Origin of the sequence: Paenibacillus sp. (assembly GCF_035645195.1) — a bacterium.
Lineage (GTDB): Bacteria > Bacillota > Bacilli > Paenibacillales > YIM-B00363 > Paenibacillus_AE.
In genome coordinates this window covers 176,961-195,208 of sequence record NZ_DASQNA010000010.1, presented here as the reverse complement: position 1 = coordinate 195,208, position 18,248 = coordinate 176,961, and the positions used below count along the sequence as shown (strand labels likewise).

At 60.9% G+C, this 18,248-nt stretch carries 13 protein-coding genes, 1 tRNA gene, 1 other RNA gene and 1 pseudogene; 12 read left to right on the top strand and 4 right to left on the bottom strand.

What is annotated here, in order from left to right:
• Positions 1-157: 157 nt before the first annotated feature.
• Complete coding sequence (gene clpP / locus VE009_RS05245) at positions 158-748, bottom strand: ATP-dependent Clp endopeptidase proteolytic subunit ClpP (RefSeq protein ID WP_325006353.1); 591 nt, start codon at positions 746-748, stop codon at positions 158-160.
• A gap of 282 nt (positions 749-1,030) precedes the next feature.
• On the opposite strand from clpP, the gene VE009_RS05240 reads away from it, so the two are divergent.
• Positions 1,031-3,424, top strand: coding sequence for an immune inhibitor A domain-containing protein (locus VE009_RS05240; protein ID WP_325006352.1), 2,394 nt, complete (start codon positions 1,031-1,033; stop codon positions 3,422-3,424).
• Between the two features lie 692 nt (positions 3,425-4,116).
• Here VE009_RS05240 and VE009_RS05235 read toward each other — a convergent pair.
• Positions 4,117-4,191, bottom strand: a tRNA-Arg gene (locus VE009_RS05235).
• Between the two features lie 291 nt (positions 4,192-4,482).
• Here VE009_RS05235 and VE009_RS05230 point away from each other — a divergent pair.
• The 8 genes from VE009_RS05230 to VE009_RS05195 all read left to right on the top strand — a co-directional run bounded on the left by VE009_RS05230 (position 4,483) and on the right by VE009_RS05195 (position 13,331).
• Positions 4,483-5,529, top strand: a complete 1,047-nt coding sequence (locus VE009_RS05230) for a sugar-binding transcriptional regulator (protein ID WP_325006351.1) — start codon at positions 4,483-4,485, stop codon at positions 5,527-5,529.
• 73 nt (positions 5,530-5,602) lie between these two features.
• Positions 5,603-6,607 carry a type I glyceraldehyde-3-phosphate dehydrogenase gene (gene gap, locus VE009_RS05225; RefSeq protein ID WP_325006350.1) on the top strand — a complete coding sequence of 335 codons (1,005 nt, stop codon included), beginning with the start codon at positions 5,603-5,605 and terminating at the stop codon, positions 6,605-6,607.
• Positions 6,608-6,702: 95 nt separating this feature from the next.
• Entirely contained in the window at positions 6,703-7,890 is a 1,188-nt protein-coding gene (locus tag VE009_RS05220; protein ID WP_325006349.1) for a phosphoglycerate kinase, read from the top strand.
• Positions 7,891-7,919: 29 nt separating this feature from the next.
• Positions 7,920-8,681, top strand: a complete 762-nt coding sequence (gene tpiA / locus VE009_RS05215; RefSeq protein WP_325006348.1) for a triose-phosphate isomerase — start codon at positions 7,920-7,922, stop codon at positions 8,679-8,681.
• The gene (gene gpmI / locus VE009_RS05210) at positions 8,678-10,213 is read left to right on the top strand and encodes a 2,3-bisphosphoglycerate-independent phosphoglycerate mutase (RefSeq protein WP_325006347.1); all 1,536 of its coding nucleotides are present in this window, start codon (positions 8,678-8,680) and stop codon (positions 10,211-10,213) included. The genes tpiA and gpmI overlap by 4 nt, the downstream gene beginning before the upstream one ends.
• A gap of 71 nt (positions 10,214-10,284) precedes the next feature.
• Positions 10,285-11,577 carry a phosphopyruvate hydratase gene (eno, locus tag VE009_RS05205; RefSeq protein ID WP_325006346.1) on the top strand — a complete coding sequence of 431 codons (1,293 nt, stop codon included), beginning with the start codon at positions 10,285-10,287 and terminating at the stop codon, positions 11,575-11,577.
• Positions 11,578-11,753: 176 nt separating this feature from the next.
• Entirely contained in the window at positions 11,754-12,461 is a 708-nt protein-coding gene (locus VE009_RS05200; RefSeq protein ID WP_325006345.1) for a M50 family metallopeptidase, read from the top strand.
• A gap of 15 nt (positions 12,462-12,476) precedes the next feature.
• The gene (locus VE009_RS05195) at positions 12,477-13,331 is read left to right on the top strand and encodes an MBL fold metallo-hydrolase (protein ID WP_325006344.1); all 855 of its coding nucleotides are present in this window, start codon (positions 12,477-12,479) and stop codon (positions 13,329-13,331) included.
• Positions 13,332-13,620: 289 nt separating this feature from the next.
• Here the strand turns inward: VE009_RS05195 and VE009_RS05190 are convergent, their stop codons facing one another.
• Both VE009_RS05190 and VE009_RS27195 read right to left on the bottom strand, forming a co-directional pair.
• Positions 13,621-13,776, bottom strand: a complete 156-nt coding sequence (locus VE009_RS05190; protein ID WP_325006343.1) for an HD domain-containing phosphohydrolase — start codon at positions 13,774-13,776, stop codon at positions 13,621-13,623.
• A 64-nt stretch (positions 13,777-13,840) separates the two neighbouring features.
• A pseudogene (locus VE009_RS27195) lies at positions 13,841-14,020 on the bottom strand (HD domain-containing protein); the annotation flags it as partial.
• A gap of 318 nt (positions 14,021-14,338) precedes the next feature.
• Between VE009_RS27195 and secG the strand changes: the two are divergent.
• The 3 genes from secG to ssrA all read left to right on the top strand — a co-directional run bounded on the left by secG (position 14,339) and on the right by ssrA (position 17,952).
• On the top strand, positions 14,339-14,572 hold the full coding sequence (secG, locus tag VE009_RS05180; protein WP_325006341.1) for a preprotein translocase subunit SecG: 234 nt from the start codon (positions 14,339-14,341) through the stop codon (positions 14,570-14,572).
• A gap of 119 nt (positions 14,573-14,691) precedes the next feature.
• The gene (rnr, locus tag VE009_RS05175) at positions 14,692-17,370 is read left to right on the top strand and encodes a ribonuclease R (protein ID WP_325006360.1); all 2,679 of its coding nucleotides are present in this window, start codon (positions 14,692-14,694) and stop codon (positions 17,368-17,370) included.
• A gap of 216 nt (positions 17,371-17,586) precedes the next feature.
• Positions 17,587-17,952, top strand: a transfer-messenger RNA (tmRNA) gene (ssrA, locus tag VE009_RS05170).
• The last annotated feature ends 296 nt before the right edge of the window (positions 17,953-18,248 follow it).

The window sequence follows — 18,248 nt, the reverse complement described above, 5'->3', positions numbered from 1 at the left end:
CCTTCTGGAACGACCAAGGGCTATTGAGTCTGACTTTTCGTTATCTTGAGATTCGTTAACCTTTAGGAACCGCCGTATGCGGACCCGCATGTACGGTGGTGTGAGAGGTCGAGGGCTTGCCGCCCTCTCCTACTCGATTGTGGATAGGGTGAAGCGATTATTGAACTTTCTCGATGACCTTGTCGACGAGGCCGTATTCCTTCGCTTCCTCGGCGGTCATAAAGTAGTCGCGGTCCGTGTCCTTCTCGATGCGCTCGAGCGGCTGTCCGGTCCGTTCGGCCAGGATACGGTTGAGCTTGTCGCGCATTTTCAAAATCCGCTTCGCGCGAATTTCGATGTCGGACGCTTGGCCTTCGGCGCCGCCGAGCGGCTGGTGGATCATCACTTCGCCGTTCGGGAGCGAGTAGCGCTTGCCCTTCGCGCCGGCCGCGAGCAGGAAAGCGCCCATGGACGCCGCCATGCCGACGCAAATCGTCGAGACGTCCGGCTTGATGAATTGCATCGTATCGTAAATGGCCATGCCCGCAGTGATCGAGCCGCCGGGGCTGTTGATGTAGAGGCTGATATCCTTCTCCGGATCGTCGGCCGCAAGGAACAACAGCTGCGCGATAATGCTGTTCGCGACGACGTCGTTCACCGGCGTTCCGAGGAAAATAATGCGGTCCTTCAACAAACGGGAGTAAATATCATAAGCACGCTCGCCGCGGTTCGTCTGTTCCACGACCATAGGAACCAAATTCATGTTCATGTTCGCTTCATCCTCCGATCATCCATTCTGATCTAGTGTTACCAAGAACATCATACTTCAATCTGAATCGAAAGTCAAAATTGGTCAAAAGGCGGCATCCGCTCGGTTCGGTGCGGCCTTTTTGTCGTTGGGGCGGATCTTTTTCATGCGCGGCGTTCGAGGAGAGGGCGGCATTTAGGTCTTTGGAACTAATTTACATTTTCGACAAAATCCGATGGAGGAGATCGCCCGCAAACCACGAATGTTTCAACGGTGACTCTACTAATGTTTAGGAGGGAACTTATGAATCGTAAGACACTACTTTCCGCTGCGATGGCGCTGACGCTCGGCTTCGGATCGGCCGTCGCCTCCGCCATGCCGTCGGCATCCGGCACTCCGTCGTCGTTGCCGCCGAAGGGCTCGTTGCCGCCGCTGTCGTCCGCATCGGGCGCGTTCGACCTCGCGATCGCGAACGAGGATCGTTTGGTCCGCATGCTCAAGGCGAGCGGCAAGCTGTCCGCGAACGCGACGCCGGCCGAGGCGGCCGAAGCGGTGCGGTCGTACCTGCAGGCGAAATCCGCGTCGATCGAAGCCGCCGGCGCGGACGGGCAGCTGCGCGGCTACGAGCGGAAGCGGGAGCAGGCGATGCAGGAGAAGCTGCTTTCGAACGGGCTGTACCGGAGCGGCGGGAACCATTTGGGCCCGACGAAGAAGGAGACCGTCGACCCGGCGCAGCCGGTGCCGTGGAACGGCGAAGTGCGTACGGACCGCGTGCTCGTGCTCTTGATCGAGTACCCGGATTACCCGGCGAACGGCATCACGCCGGAAGAGACCGACATGTACTACGACGAGTATATGAAGTCGCACTATGAGGATATGATTTTCGGCGAGAACGGCTATGTCGGACCGAACGGCGAGACGCTGGTCTCCATGAAGCAGTTCTACGAAGCGCAATCGGGCGGCAGCTATACCGTCGAAGGCGAGGTCGCGGGCTGGTACATGGCGAGCCAGCCGGCTGCGTATTACGGGGCGAATTACCCCGGTCCGAACGACAATGACGCGAATCCGCGCGCGCTCGTTCGCGAAGCGCTGCTCGCGGCGGCGGCAGATCCGGCGGTCGATCTGGCCTCGTACGACCAAGAGGACCGCTACGATTTGGACGGCGACGGCAACGTGCGGGAGCCGGACGGCCTGATCGATCACCTGATGATCGTGCATTCCTCGGTCGGGGAAGAGGCGGGCGGCGGCGCCCTCGGGGGCGACGCGGTCTGGTCGCATCGCTCCAACCTCGGCTACGTGACGACGCTGCCCGGTACGACCGCGGGCGTGCCGTATTGGGGCGGCTTGATGGGCGCCTACGACTACACGATTCAACCGGCGGACGGCGCGGCGGGCGTGTTCGCTCACGAATACGGGCACGACCTCGGCCTTCCGGACGAATACGACACGATTTATTCCGGACAAGGCGAGCCGGTTTCGTACTGGTCGATCATGTCGAGCGGCTCTTGGGCCGGCGCGGTGCCGGGCACCGAACCGACCGGCTTCAGCGCATGGTCGAAGGAATTCCTCCAAGCGAATCACGGCGGCAACTGGCTGTCGGGCTCGACGGTGCACATGAACGACATTCCGGCGGACGGCCTGATCGCGGAGCTCGACGAAGCGGTGACGAAAGGAGCGCGGAACGACGCGGTGCGCATCGACCTGCCGGAGAAATCCGTCACGGTCAACACGCCGTACAGCGGTCAGTACGAATACTTCAGCGGACGCGGCGACGAATTCGACCATTCGATGACAACGACGCTTGATTTAACGGGTGCCTCCAGCGCCGTGCTGACGTTCAAGACGTGGTATCAGATCGAAGAGCAGTGGGATTTCGGTTCCGTACAGGTACGCGTCCCCGGCGGCTCGTGGGAGACGGTGCCGGGCAATTTGACGACGACCGAAGACCTGTACGATCAGAACCCAGGCCACGGCATTACCGGTTATTCCGACGGTTGGGTCGACGGCGTGTTCGACCTGTCGGCATATGCGGGCCAATCGATCGAGCTCCGCTTCAACTATTGGACGGACGTCGCCGTATCGGAGGCGGGCTGGTACATCGACGACATCGCGGTCGCCGTCGACGGTGCTGTTACGCTGGCCGACGGCGCGGAGACGACGCCTTCGGCGTTCGAGCTCAACGGCTTTACGATCGACACGGGCACGTTTACCGCAGAGCATTATTATTTGCTCGAGTGGCGATCGCATAACGGCGTAGACCGGGGCCTCGGACGCATTCTGCGCGGCGCGAGCCTCATGTCGTTCGATCCGGGACTGCTCGTGTGGTACGTGGACGAGGCGTACACCGACAACTGGACGGGGATACATCCGGGACAAGGCTATCTCGGCCTCGTCGACGCGGACCAGAAAGTCGTGAAGTGGAGCGACGGGTTGGTGGCGTCGACCCGCTTCCAGATGCACGACGCCGCGTTCGGCCTCGCGAAGGGCGAGAAGATGCATATTGATTATACGGCGATTTACGGCGCGACGGTGGAAGACACGAATACGAGCTTTAACCCTGTGTTCCGGGACACCGATTCGTATATGAATCCGGCGATTCCGGACGCGGGCAGGCTGCTGCCGCAGTACGGGCTGACGATTCGCGTCGTCGGCGAAGCGCCGGACCGCTCGGCCGCGAGAGTGCTGATCTCGAAGTAACGAGCGGCGAAACGAAAAACTCCTTTGTCCGTTTGGACAAAGGAGTTTTTTGCGCGTGGAGAATGAGCCGCCCGCCTGCGGATCGTTCAGATTTTGTGCTCTTCCGCGCCGACCGCCAAAAATTTGTGCTGTTCCCGCCAACCGCCATGCCCCCGACCGACCGCCCATGCACGCACCAACGCTGCCGAGCGCCGGAACTGCACACTTTTTGAGCTCTTGCGCGCCGACCGAACAAAATTTGTGCTGTTCCCGCCGCCCGCCGTATTCGCGACTGCCGCTGGAGTCCGCTCGAACGCAGCTGCCCGCCGAAACCGCACACTTTTTGAGCTTTTACGCGCCAACCGCCAAAAATTTGTGCTGTTCCAGCCGACCTCCATGCCCCCGACCGACCGCCCATGCCCGCACCAACGCTGCCAAGCGCCGGAACCGCACACTTTATGTGCTCTTGCGCACCGACCGCCAAAAAATTGTGCTGTTCCCGCCAACCGCCATGCCCCCGACCGACCACCCATGCCCGCACCAACGCTGCCGCCCTCCGAAACCGCACACTTTTTATGCTCTTGCGCACCGACCGATTAAAATTGGTGCAATTCCGCCGTTAAGAGAGCACGTACAAAGGAAGCGGGACCAATCCCCGAAGAAATAAAAAAGAGCCCCCGCATCTGCAGAGACTCTTAGGAAACGTTATGTAATGGCGCGCCCGCAGGGAATTGAACCCCGATCTCAGGCTCCGGAGGCCTGCGTCATATCCATTGGACCACGGGCGCTTGTTTGTTGCAGTTGCTGTTTGTGACAGCGAAACTAAGTATATGATATTGCGAGACAAAATGCAAGAGGGTTGCCCAAACCATTTTTTGGGTGAAAAAAACGTTGGAAAGAAGTTGCAACCTCACATGCAATGAAGTAAAATAACGTCAGTGGGACCCAAAACGTTGGAGTGGGACGTATCGAGTCCCAGACAAATGCCGGCGAATGGTTTGGTCCCGCGGCAACTCGGAAACAATGGAAAACGTCGAGCGCAAAGCGAAAAGCTTAGCGCCATGAGGAGGAGGTTCGCCGTGCGAACCGTTCTCGAAATTCAAAAGCTGCTCGCCCCGGACGTCGTAGACGTTCTTAAGAAGAGATACACGATCCTGCGGCATATCCGCTATTCCGGCTCGGTCGGCCGGCGGACGCTCGCCGCCGCGCTGGATATGACGGAGCGAGTGCTGCGCGCCGAGACGGAGTTCCTGAAGCAGCAAGGCCTGCTGGAGATCGAAACGTCGGGCATGCGCGTCAGCGAGACCGGCATTAAGCTTCTCGCGGACATGGAGCCCATGATGAAGGAATGGTTCGGCCTCTCCGAGCTGGAGCGGCGGATCGCCGACATCTACGGGCTGCGGCAAGTCGTCGTCGTCCCCGGCGACGCGGACCGCGACGCGGTGGCGAAGCGGGAGCTCGGCAAAGCCGGCGCCGCCGCCCTCGCGAAGGCGGCCGCGGCGCTCGCCCGCGAGGACGGCGACGAACCGCTCGTCGTCGCGATTACCGGCGGCTCCACGATCGTCGAGGTGGCCGACCACCTGACCGCGTCCCCGGGCCTGAGAGGCGCCTTGTTCGTGCCGGCCAGGGGCGGCCTCGGCGAGCGCGTCGAGCTGCAGTCCGGCACGATCGCCGCGACGATGGCGAAGCGCACCGGCGGCGGCTACCGGCTCATGCACGTGCCGGACGACGTCGGCGAAGAAGCGATCGCGACGCTGATGAGCGAGCCGCACATTCGCGAGGTCGCGGAAATCGTGCGCAAAGCCCGCATCGCCGTGCACGGCATTGGGGAAGCCTATGAGATGGCTCGCCGGCGCAGGGTCGACGCGGCGACGATTCAGTCGCTGCGGACGAACGGCGCGGTGGCCGAATCGTTCGGCTACTACTACAACCGCAAGGGCGAAGTCGTCCATCGGATGCCGACCGTCGGCCTCCGGCTGGAGGATATCCAGCAGATGGAGACCGTCATCGCGGTCGCCGGCGGCGCGAGCAAAGCCGAAGCGATCGCCGCCGTGCTGAAGAACGGCCACGAGGACGTGCTCATCCTCGACGAGGCGGCCGCGCAGGCCATGTTACAGTTCTCTTGACGCAACAGATCCCGGGCACACGCTCGCTATCGGCGTCTGGATATAAACCATTTTTCTTAGGAGGTTTTTTCACATGGTGAAAGTAGGTATTAACGGTTTCGGTCGGATCGGGCGGAACGTATTCCGCGCAGCGCTGAACAACCCGGATGTAGACATCGTTGCGATCAACGACTTGACAGACGTAAACACGCTGGCGCACCTGCTCAAATACGACACGACGCACGGCAAGCTCGACGCTACGGTCGAAGCTGGCGAAGGCGAGCTCATCGTTAACGGCAAGTCGGTCAAAGTATTCTCCGAGCGCGACCCTGGCAACCTGCCGTGGGCAAGCGTAGGCGTCGAAATCGTCGTCGAATCGACGGGTATCTTCACCGCTAAGGAAAAGGCGGAGCTGCACCTCAAGGGCGGCGCGAAGAAAGTTATCATTTCCGCTCCGGCGACGAACGAAGACATCACGATCGTTCTTGGCGTCAACGAAGACAAGTACGACCCGGCGCAGCACACGATCATCTCCAACGCATCTTGCACGACGAACTGCTTGGCTCCTTTCGCGAAGGTGCTGCACGAGAACTTCGGTATCGTCAAGGGCATGATGACGACGGTTCACTCCTACACGAACGACCAGCAAGTGCTCGACCTGCCGCACAAGGACCTGCGCCGCGCGCGCGCTGCCGCAGAGAACATCATTCCGTCGACGACGGGCGCGGCGAAAGCCGTTTCCCTCGTATTGCCTGAGCTCAAAGGCAAGCTGAACGGCATGGCGTTCCGCGTCACGACGCCGAACGTGTCCGTAACGGACCTCGTCGTCGAAGTGTCCCGCAACGTAACGGTCGAAGAAGTCAACGGCGCCCTCAAAGAAGCGGCGAACGGCAAGCTGAAGGGCATCATGAACTACTCCGAAGAGCCGCTCGTATCGAGCGACTACAACGGCGACCCGGCTTCCTCCACGATCGACGCGCTCTCGACGATGGTCGTCGAAGGCAACATGGTGAAGGTCGTTTCCTGGTACGACAACGAGTGGGGTTACTCCAACCGCGTCGTAGACCTCGCGTCCTACATCGCGAAGAAGGGCCTGTAATCCTCACGCCCACAGCAACGTAAGGAAGGCGCTCCGGTTCTCGCGACGGGAGCGCCTTTCGGCGGGTGTAGACCAACATTCCGGAGGGAGCACTTATGGCTTATAACAAGAAGAGCGTAAGAGACGTAGACGTTTCGGGCAAAAAGGTGTTCGTACGCGTAGACTTTAACGTGCCGCTCGAGAACGGCGCGATCACGGACGATACGCGCATCCGCGAAACGGTTCCGACGATTCAATATTTGATCGAGCGCGGCGCGAAGGTTATCCTCGCAAGTCACCTCGGCCGTCCGAAAGGGCAAGTCGTAGAAGATATGCGCCTCACGCCGGTCGCGGCGCGCCTTTCCGAGCTGCTCGGCAAGCCGGTGGCGAAAGCCGACGAAGCGGTCGGCCCGGCGGTGCAGGAGAAGGTTGACGCGCTGCAGAACGGCGACGTGCTCCTGCTCGAGAACGTCCGCTTCTACGCAGGCGAAGAGAAGAACGATCCGGAGCTGGCGAAGCAGTTCGCGTCGCTCGCGGACTTGTACGTCAACGACGCGTTCGGCGCGGCGCACCGCGCGCATGCGTCGACGGAAGGCATCGCGCACCATCTCCCGGCCGTTTCCGGCTTGCTGATGGAGAAGGAGCTGGCGGTGCTCGGCAAAGCGCTGTTCAACCCGGATCGCCCGTTCACGGCGATCGTCGGCGGCGCGAAGGTCAAAGACAAAATCGACGTCATCAACAAGCTGCTCGAGATCGCGGACAACGTCATCATCGGCGGCGGCTTGTCTTATACATTCTTGAAGGCGCAAGGCTATGAAATCGGCAAATCGCTCGTAGACAACGAGAAAATCGACGTGGCGCTCAGCTTCCTCGCGAAAGCGAAAGAGCGCGGCGTGAACTTCCTCATGCCGGTCGACATCGTCGTGACGGACGACTTCAGCCCGACGGCGAACACGAAAATCGTCGGCATCGACAGCATCCCGGCCGACTGGGAAGGCATCGACATCGGCCCGAAAACGCGCGAGCTGTACGCGGAGACGATCAAGAACTCCAAGCTCGTCGTCTGGAACGGACCGATGGGCGTATTCGAAATCGAGCCGTTCTCGCACGGCACGCGCGCGGTCGCGGAAGCTTGCGCGACGACGTCCGCGTACACGGTTATCGGCGGCGGCGATTCGGCTGCGGCGGTCGAGAAATTCGGCCTCGGCGACAAGATGGATCATATCTCCACGGGCGGCGGCGCATCGCTCGAGTTCATGGAAGGCAAGGCGCTTCCGGGCGTTGTTGCGCTTAACGATAAGTAATCGCGTGATGATCTAAAGGAGGCAGAACGATGAGCAGAACCCCGATTGTGGCAGGCAACTGGAAAATGTTCAAAACCGGCGCGGAGGCGGCGGCATTCATCGCGGAAGCGAAGTCGGCCGTAGCGAACGTGTCCGGCGTGGAAGCGGTCATTTGCGCGCCGTTCACGGCGCTGCCGGCGCTCGTCGAAGCGGCGAAGGGCACGAACATCGCGGTCGGCGCGCAGAACATGCACTGGGAAGCGTCCGGCGCGTTCACGGGCGAAATTTCCGGCCCGATGCTGGCCGATCTCGGCGTGAAATACGTCATCCTCGGTCACTCGGAGCGCCGCCAATATTTCGCGGAAACCGACGAGACGGTCAACAAGAAAACGAAAGCCGCGTTCCAATACGGCCTCATCCCGATCGTATGCGTCGGCGAGAAGCTCGAAGAGCGCGAAGCGGGAAGCACGAAGGACGTGTGCCGCGTGCAGACGCTCGGCGCGCTGGAAGGCCTGAGCGCGGAGCAAGTCGGTTCGCTCGTCATCGCGTACGAGCCGATCTGGGCGATCGGCACAGGCAAATCGTCGACGGCGGAAGACGCGAACGAAGTCATCGCGTACATCCGCTCGGTCGTCGCAGAAGCGTTCGGCGCCGAAGCGGCGGCGAAAGTACGCATCCAATACGGCGGCAGCGTAAAGCCTGAGAACGTGCGCGAGTACCTCGGCGCGTCCGACATCGACGGCGCGCTCGTCGGCGGCGCATCCTTGCAGCCGGCTTCCTACATCGCGCTGGTGGAAGGTGCGAAAGCATGAATCGCCCCAAACCGGTAGCGCTGATCATCCTGGACGGCTTCGCGCTGCGCGGCGATTTGCACGGCAACGCGGTCGCACAGGCGAACAAACCGAATTTCGATCGGTACTGGAACACGTATCCGCATACGACGTTGACCGCTCACGGCGAGGCCGTCGGCCTTCCGGAGGGCCAAATGGGCAACTCCGAGGTCGGTCACCTCAATATCGGCGCGGGACGTACCGTTTATCAAGATTTGACGCGCATCTCGAAGTCGATTCGCGACAACGAGTTTTTCGATAACCAAACGCTCGTCGGCGCGGTGCGCCACGCGAAAGAGAACGGCAAGAAGCTGCACCTGTACGGCTTGCTCTCCGACGGCGGCGTCCACAGCCACATCGGCCACTTGTTCGCGCTGCTCGAGCTCGCGAAGAAGGAGCAGTTCGAGGACGTATACATCCATGCGTTCCTGGACGGCCGCGACGTCGCGCCGGACAGCGCGAAGAAGTACATGGGCATGCTGCAGGACAAAATCGCCGAAGTCGGCATCGGCCGCATCGCGACCGTCCAAGGCCGTTACTATGCGATGGACCGCGACAAGCGGTGGGAGCGCACGGAGAAATCGTACCGCGCGATGGTGTACGGCGAAGGTCCGACGTATACGGATCCGATGAAGGCGATCATCGAATCGCACGAGAAATCCGTATACGACGAGTTCGTCATGCCTACGGTCATTGTCGGCGAAGACGGCAAGCCGGTCGGCCTCGTCGAGAGCGGCGACGCGGTCGTGTTCTTCAACTTCCGTCCGGACCGCGCCATTCAGCTGTCCCAAGTGTTCACGAACGCCGATTTCCGCGGTTTCGACCGCGGCGACAAGGCGCCGACGGGCCTTTACTTCGTCTGCCTGACGCTGTTCAGCGAAAGCGTCGACGGGTATGTTGCTTATAAGCCGAAAGAATTGGATAATACTTACGGGGAAGTGCTCGTCCAGCACGGCCTCAAGCAGCTGCGCATCGCCGAAACGGAGAAGTATCCGCACGTGACGTTCTTCTTCAGCGGCGGCCGCGACGTCGAGCTGCCGGGCGAAACGCGCATCCTGATCAATTCGCCGAAAGTCGCGACGTACGACCTGCAGCCGGAAATGAGCGCCTATGAAGTCGCGGCGGCCTGCGTCGCCGAGATCGAGGCGGAAAAGCATGACGCGATCGTGCTCAACTTCGCGAACCCCGACATGGTCGGGCACTCGGGCCTCCTCGAGCCGACGATCCGCGCCGTCGAGGCGACGGACGAGTGTCTCGGGAAAGTCGTCGAAGCGGTGCTCGCCAAGGGCGGCGTCGCCGTTATCACGGCGGACCACGGCAACGCGGACGTCGTCACGAACGAAGACGGCACGCGCAACACGGCGCACACGATCAACCCGGTGCCGCTGATCGTCACGAAGGAAGGCGTATCGCTCCGCGACGACGGCATCCTCGCCGATATCGCGCCGACGCTCCTCGAGCTGCTCGGCCTGCCGAAGCCGCAAGAGATGACGGGCAGCTCGCTGCTGAAATAATCTTGGTTTGCCAAACGTTCGGGTCTTCGCGGGCCCGGACGAGAATAAACCTTTATAAGGAGTGTTTTTTAATGACGATCATTACCGACGTTTACGCACGCGAAGTGCTCGACTCCCGCGGCAACCCGACGGTCGAAGTCGAAGTCAAGCTCGAATCCGGCGCGAAAGGCCGCGCCATCGTTCCGTCCGGCGCATCCACGGGCGCGCACGAAGCCGTTGAGCTTCGCGACGGCGACAAGAGCCGCTACCTCGGCAAGGGCGTTCTGAAAGCCGTTCAGAACGTGAACGAAGTCATCGCTCCGGTCATCATCGGCCTCGACGCGCTCGAGCAAGTCGCGATCGACAAGGCGATGATCGATCTCGACGGCACGCCGAACAAAGGCAAGCTCGGCGCCAACGCGATTCTCGCGGTATCGATGGCGGTCGCTCGCGCCGCTGCGGACGCACTCGACATTCCGATCTACAACTACCTCGGCGGCTTCAACGCGAAGCAGCTGCCGGTTCCGATGATGAACATCGTCAACGGCGGCGCGCACGCGGACAACAACGTCGACGTACAAGAGTTCATGGTACTGCCGGTCGGCGCGCCGTCGTTCGCCGAAGCGCTTCGCGCAGGTGCGGAAGTGTTCCATGCGCTGAAGTCCGTTTTGAAAGAAAAAGGCTTGAACACGGCAGTAGGCGACGAAGGCGGCTTCGCGCCGAACCTCGGCTCCAACGAAGAAGCGCTGCAAACGATCATTGCGGCGATCGAGCGCGCGGGCTATAAGCCGGGCGTCGACATGTTCCTCGGCATGGACGTCGCGTCCACGGAATTTTTCAAGAACGGCAAGTACGAGCTCGAAGGCGAAGGCAAGTCGTTCACGCCGGCTGAGTTCGTCGACCTGCTCGCTTCTTGGGTCGATAAGTACCCGATCATCACGATCGAAGACGGCTGCTCCGAAGACGACTGGGAAGGCTGGAAGCTGCTGACGGAACGCCTCGGCGGCAAAGTGCAGCTCGTCGGCGACGACTTGTTCGTCACGAACACGACGCGCCTGTCCAAGGGTATCGAAGAAGGCATCGGCAACTCGATCCTTATCAAAGTCAACCAAATCGGTACGCTGACGGAAACGTTCGACGCGATCGAAATGGCGAAGCGCGCGGGCTACACGGCGGTCATCTCGCACCGTTCCGGCGAATCCGAAGACAGCACGATCTCCGACATCGCGGTCGCGACGAACGCGGGTCAAATCAAGACGGGCGCGCCGTCCCGTACGGACCGCGTCGCGAAGTACAACCAGCTGCTTCGCATCGAAGACAACCTGAACGTCGCCGCGCAATACGCAGGCAAGAAGGCGTTCTATAACCTCAAAAGCTTCAAGTAAAACGAAGGAACGAGGTTGCAACAAAACCTACCGCTAATCCGCGGTCGCGCATCTGTGAAGGTGCTTCGATTGGGGTTTTGTTATAACTGAAGAATTTCAAGTAAGAAGAAATATCAGGTTACAACAAAACCTGTTATAACCTGAAGAATTTCCGCTTTACCTAAGGGGGAGCCGCCATGGGCCGATGGATCATCACGCTAGCGTTACTAGTGGGATGCTTCGCGCTCGCGGAGTGGCTCCCCTTTTCGCCGTATTTCCGCAACATGGACACGATGGTTCACGAGTTCGGGCATGCGGCTGCGACGCTGCTGTTATCCGGGGAAGTGCAGTACATCCACTTGTACGAGGATCACAGCGGCGTCACGCTGTCGGCCGTGCAGAGCGGCTGGCGGCTCATCCCGGTGGCGCTGTCGGGCTATATGACCGCCTCGCTCTTCGCCGTGATGCTGTTCGCCCTGCATCGGTACCGGCAGTACCGCGTCGGACTCGCGATCGTGACGGGCATCGCCCTCGCCTGCCTGCTGCTGTTCGTGCGCAACGACTTCGGCGCGCAGTGGCTGCTCGGCTTCATCGGACTGAACGCGCTGGCCTTCATCATGCCGATCGCCTTCATTCGAACGGCGTACTACCTGCTGTTGGCGTTCCTCTCGCTCGTCGAGTCGGTGACCGGCGCCATCACGATATTGTATGTGGCCGCGACGACGCCGGAGGGTGCGGGCGATGCCGCCAACCTCGCCGGCGTCACCGGCGTGCCGGCGATTCTCTGGGGCGTCTTCTTCGTGCTGTTCGCGCTCTGGTGCGCAAAACGGGCGATTCAATACTTCTTGCCGCCGCCTAAGAAATCGATATGGTCGAAAAAACGCGGCGTCTCGCCGCTGACATAGGGGAGTCGCGTAACGATGTTGGAACAATTAACGAAGAGGTTCGCGTACATGCCGGCGGACGGCAGCGTCGATCGGCCGATTCTCGGAGCTGTGCTGGGAGACGAGCGGACGCTGTACATCGACGCCGGCAACTCGCGGCGCCACGCCTCCGCGTTCCGAGAGGCGGTGCGGGCGGCGCATGCCGTTCGCGAGCCGATGACGGCGTTGACGCATTGGCACTGGGATCACGCCTTCGGCGCCCCGTACGAACGTATGCCGCTCATCGCGCACCGCCGGACGCGGGAGGCGCTGGCGAAGCTGGTCGGGCTCGACTGGTCGGACGAGGCGCTCGACGAGCGGGTGCGGACCGGGGAAGAGATCGAATTTTGCACGAGCTATATCAAAAAAGAGTTCGGCGAAATCCGAGATATCGAGATCGCGCTCCCGGACATGACGTTCGATCGCTCCGTCACGCTCCACCTCGGAAGCGTCGACTGCGTCATCGACCATATCGGCGGCGTCCATGCGGACGATCACAGTATTGTATACATCCCCGAGGAACGCGTTCTGTTTCTAGGCGACGCGCTGGGTCCCGCCATCTACGACGGACCTCGGTATTATGACGCGGTGGATTTGCTTCGGTTGATCGATCGCGTTCGCGAGTACCCGGCGGAGTGGTACATCGAATCGCATTCGCAGCCGGTCAAGGCAGAGGCGTTCTGGGCGGAAATCACCGAGTTTCGGACGCTGGCCGAGCTGGTGCTGGAGATCGGCGACGACGAGCGCCGGATCGAGGCGGAGCTCGCGAAGCGGCTGCGGCGCGAGCTGAGCGAGGACGACCGGAGGACGGTCGAGCAATTTGTGCTCGGCAGCCGGAAAAAGCAGAGATAACGAAAGCGAAGGAAAAGGGTCTCCAGCATGAGCGGAGGCCCTTTTCCATGTTATGCGCTGCTTTGCTGTTGGGAAGAATTGATCAGCAGCACTCCCTCTTGGCTGTGGAATGTCAGCAGTACGTACAGACCCTCAGTTGACGTATGAAGGGACACCTCGTCGGCGGAGCGATAAATTAAGGAAAACCCTTTGCCAAGCGAGCTCCCAGAGCGCAGCATGGAGGCGCGGCCGATGTCGAGCGCTTCTTGATGGAAGCCCGCCTCTTCGCGAACGTCTTCGGACGGCGTGTTCAGCCGGCGTCCTGTTCATGCCGAGCGAGCAGATGGTCGAGCCGATTCGCGAGCGTAAGCAGCCGAGCGCCCAGCGGAATGGCTTGTCCGGCCAACCGCCGCGGGTACCCTTTGCCGTCGTACCGCTCGTGATGGTGCAGGGTCCACGGATACATGTTCGCGTCGGAGAAAAAAGGTGCGCACGATGTCGGCCCCTTTTTCGCTATGCGATTGGTATTCGGTCTCTTCCTTCAGCGAAAGGGAGCCTCGCTTCGTAAACACGTGCGGCGGGAGCAGCAGCTTCCCGATGTCATGCATGACGGCCGCTTGCACGAGATCTTTGCGGTCCCGCGCCGGGAAATCGATCTTCAGGAAGAGCGCTTCGCAAATGATGCCGACCCGGATGCCGTGGCCTTCCATGCGCGGGAATATTTTGGACTCGAACAATCGCGTGAATTCTTCGGCATGGTGCTTCCGCACCCGCAGCTCTTGAGAGTACGCCCTCGATACATAGGTGATGATCGCGAACAGGAGCACCCCGACGAGGAACTCGCCGAGCCTACCGCGACCGAAGCCGTCCCAAGCGCCGTGAACAGTGCGGCGGTGATCGCCATTTTCTTCAGCTTCGCGCCAAACCGCTCAAGCAGCGGCAGCCGGAACGTAAATGGCTTGTCTTCCGGGGGCGGTTATGATATTATATAGCATACGTGAGTTTTGTGCGTCGGAGGTGGAACCGTTTTGGAAACGTTATTTAAAGTACTGCTCATCATTTTCTCCGTCGCGTTGATCGCGATCGTCCTGCTGCAGAAGGGCAAGAGCGCAGGGTTATCCGGTGCGATTACGGGCGGCGCGGAGCACTTGTTCGGCAAGCAAAAGGCGCGCGGCATGGAATTGCTCCTCCAGCGCATCACGATGGGCCTGGCCGTAGGTTTCTTTATCTTAACCGTAGTCGTTGCTTACGTCGTCGGCTAAGGGAAAAACTGTACACGAATGAGACCGATATACAGCAGGTACACTAAACCTGCTGTTTTTGTTTTGTCTAGCGTCTTTGGTGGATACAATAGGAGTAAGGAAGCCGGGGTGAATCGATGGTGGTAACGAAGCAGGAATTGCTGGAATTTATGCGGGAGACGGCGTATAAGCCGCTCACCGTGCAGGAGCTCGAAAGTCATTACGGCCTAGAGGACGCGGAAGCGTTCAAGGAGCTCGTGAAGCTCCTCAACGAAATGGAAGACGAAGGCGAGATCGTGCGGACGAGAACGGACCGGTACGGCGTGCCGGAGCGGATGAATTTGATCCGCGGGCGCCTTCATGCGCATCCGAAGGGCTTTGGCTTTCTCATCCCCGAAGACCGGGACCACCCGGACATTTATATTCATTTGAATGACATGAAGGGCGCGATGCAGAACGACATCGTGCTCGGGCGCGTCACGGGACGAGGCGGGCCGAACGGAACGAAGCTCGAAGGCGAAGTCGTGCGCATCGTGAAGCGGGCGAATTCGCAAATCGTCGGTACGTTCGAGAATCACGAAACGTACGGTTTCGTCATCCCGGACGACAAGCGGATCCAAAAGGACGTGTTCGTGCCCCGGGAGAAATTCATGGGCGCGGTCACGGGACAGAAGGTCGTCGTGAAGCTGGTGACGTTCCCGGACGGCCGGGCCGCCGCCGAAGGCGAAGTTGTCGAAATCCTCGGTCATAAGGACGACCCGGGCGTCGATATTTTGTCCATTATCCGCAAATTCGGCTTGCCGGAGGCGTTCCCGCCCGAGGTGATGGAAGAAGCGGAGGCGGCGCCGGATACGATCCGCGAGGAAGAGCTGGCGGGCCGCCGCGACTTGCGCGGCCGCACGATCGTGACGATCGACGGCGAGGACGCGAAGGACCTCGACGACGCGGTCAGCTGCGAGATGCTCGAGAACGGCAATTACTTGCTCGGCGTCCATATCGCGGACGTCGGCTATTACGTGCGCGAAGGCTCCGCGTTGGACCGCGAAGCGTTCAACCGGGGCACGTCGGTCTATTTGGTCGACCGGGTCATCCCGATGCTGCCGCATCGGCTGTCGAACGGGATCTGCTCGCTGCATCCCCGCGTCGACCGTCTGACGTTATCGTGCGAAATGGAAATCGACCCTACCGGGAAAATCGTGCGGCACGACATTTTCCCGTCCGTCATTAAGACGGTGGAGCGGATGACGTATAAGAACGTGTACCAATTGGTGGACGACGAAGCCGAACCGGAACCGGAGCTGCTCGAGCGGTATAAGGAGCTTATTCCGTTCTTCCGGCAAATGCGCGATCTGGCGCTCATTTTGCGCGAGAAGCGGATGCGGCGCGGCGCCATCGACTTCGATTTCTCCGAATCGAAGGTGATCGTCAACGAGGAAGGCAAGCCGATCGACATCGTGAAGCGCCCTCGGACGATCGCGGAAATGATGATCGAGGAGTTCATGCTGGCGGCGAACGAGACGGTGGCGGAGCATTTCCACTGGCTTAAAGTGCCGTTCCTGTACCGCATCCACGAAGATCCGGACAGCGAAAAGCTGCTGCACTTCATGCAGTTCATTACGAATTTCGGCTACGTGGTTAAGGGCAAAGGCAACACGGTCCATCCGCGCGCGCTCCAGACGCTGCTTGAGGAGATTAAGGGGACGAAGGAAGAGACCGTCATCTCCACGGTCATGCTGCGTTCGATGAAGCAGGCGCGGTACGACGCGGAGTCGCTCGGCCACTTCGGCTTGGCGGCGGAGTTCTACTCGCACTTCACGTCGCCGATTCGCCGGTACCCGGACCTCGTGATTCACCGAATCATGCGCGAGGTGATCAACAACGGCGGCGGCGGGCTGGCGGACCACCGGCAGGAGTATTTGGCGTCGCGGATGCCGGACATCGCGCAGCAATCTTCGGAGCGCGAGCGGCTCGCGGTCGACGCGGAGCGGGAGACGGACGCCCTGAAGAAAGCCGAGTACATGCTGGATAAGATCGGCGAAGAGTTCGAGGGCATCATTTCGTCCGTGACGTCGTTCGGCATGTTCGTCGAGCTGGGCAACACGGTGGAAGGGCTCGTGCGTCTGAGCGATTTGACAGACGACTATTACCATTTCCACGAGATGCAGCTCGCCTTGATCGGCGAACGGACGGCGAAGATGTACCGCATCGGCGACGAGGTGAAGGTGCGCGTCGCGCGGGTCAACATCGACGAGCGGACGATCGACTTCGAGATGGTCGATATGAAGTCGCGCGCCGGCGGACGCGCGAGCGTCATCCGCGTCGATCGCGGCGCGCCGGGGCGCGGCGCCGGTCGCGGCAAGCGCGGCCCGCGGGCGAAAGTCATCGCGACGGAAGGCACGATGGAGCGGAACAGCCGCGGTTCGAAGAACGCCGCGGGCGGCTCCGCCGAAGGAGGCACCGACTTCTGGGGCTTTAAGTCCGGCGGGGGCGGCAAGAAGCGCAGCGGTACTGGCGGCGCTAGCGGCGGCCCTACCGGCGGCGGCGGCGGCGGCAAGCGCGGCGGCGGCAAGAAGAAGTCGCGCGCGGGCGGCGGCGGCAACGGCTTCGGCGGCGGCTTCGCGGCGGGCCCGGGCCTCGGTGCGACCGGCGGCGGCGGTAAGGGCGGCGGCAAGAAGAAGAACCGCAGCGGTCCGCGCGCCGACGAAGGCCCGCGCACATCCGCGCTCGTCGCGGCCGAAGCGTCGACCGAGCTGACCCCGGGCATTACGCTCGGCGGCGGGGCGAAGAAGCGCGTGAAGAAAAAGAAGCGCAAAGATTAGCGCTACGTCGGGAGGCCGCGCCTGCAGCAGCGGGCGCGGCCCCTTCTGCGCGTCCTTCGCTTGATTTCGGGGCTCGCTGTTGGTATGATGATATTCCGAAGCTTCGCGTTTCGGTTCGGTTTGGTTCCCATGGTTCCCGTTCCACCACTCTCCATAGGTTCGACCGCCGATTCGTGGTATAATGAATTTCGTAAGGCAGTTTCATCTTTTCATCTCGGGGGCGTTTTTGGATTCGACGGGAATAGTTCGAGCATGAGTAGCGAGTAGTGGGGCAGCGTCCGCTTTATCAACGCGAAAGCCATAATAAATGGCAAAGCACAACCTTCTTTCGCAGCAGCAGCTTAATAACCTGCTCTCGAGCTTCTACCTAGCATCGCCCATGTGCTAGACTAGGGGCTAACCTTTAGTGGGATACGCCGTTAGGTCTCCGCCTGGGGTCTAACGGAAGAAGACAATCAGGCTGATCACGTTCGAAGCCGGTTCCGGGGCGTCTGCGTGATGACATCAAAACCGTAACTACACTCGTAGAAGCTTGTGTGCCGTTATTTTCGGACAGGGGTTCGACTCCCCTCGCCTCCACCAACCATGAAGAAGGACACCTCAGCGGTGTCCTTTTTGCGTTGGTGGAGGCATGGAGGGGAGGCGATACCCCAGGTAAAGGGGTTCGGCCGCGCGCAGGGGAGCGTGAGCGGACCGAGCACGGCATGGACATGGACCGCTGTGGTTGTCATCGTCGAATGGGCTTCGTGAGCAGGTTTAACCGACTTGTCCATACTCCCCTCGCCTCCACCAACCATGAAGAAGGACACCTCAGCGGTGTCCTTTTTGCGTTGGTGGAGGCGTGGAGGGGAGGCGATCCCCCAGGTAAAGGGGTTCGG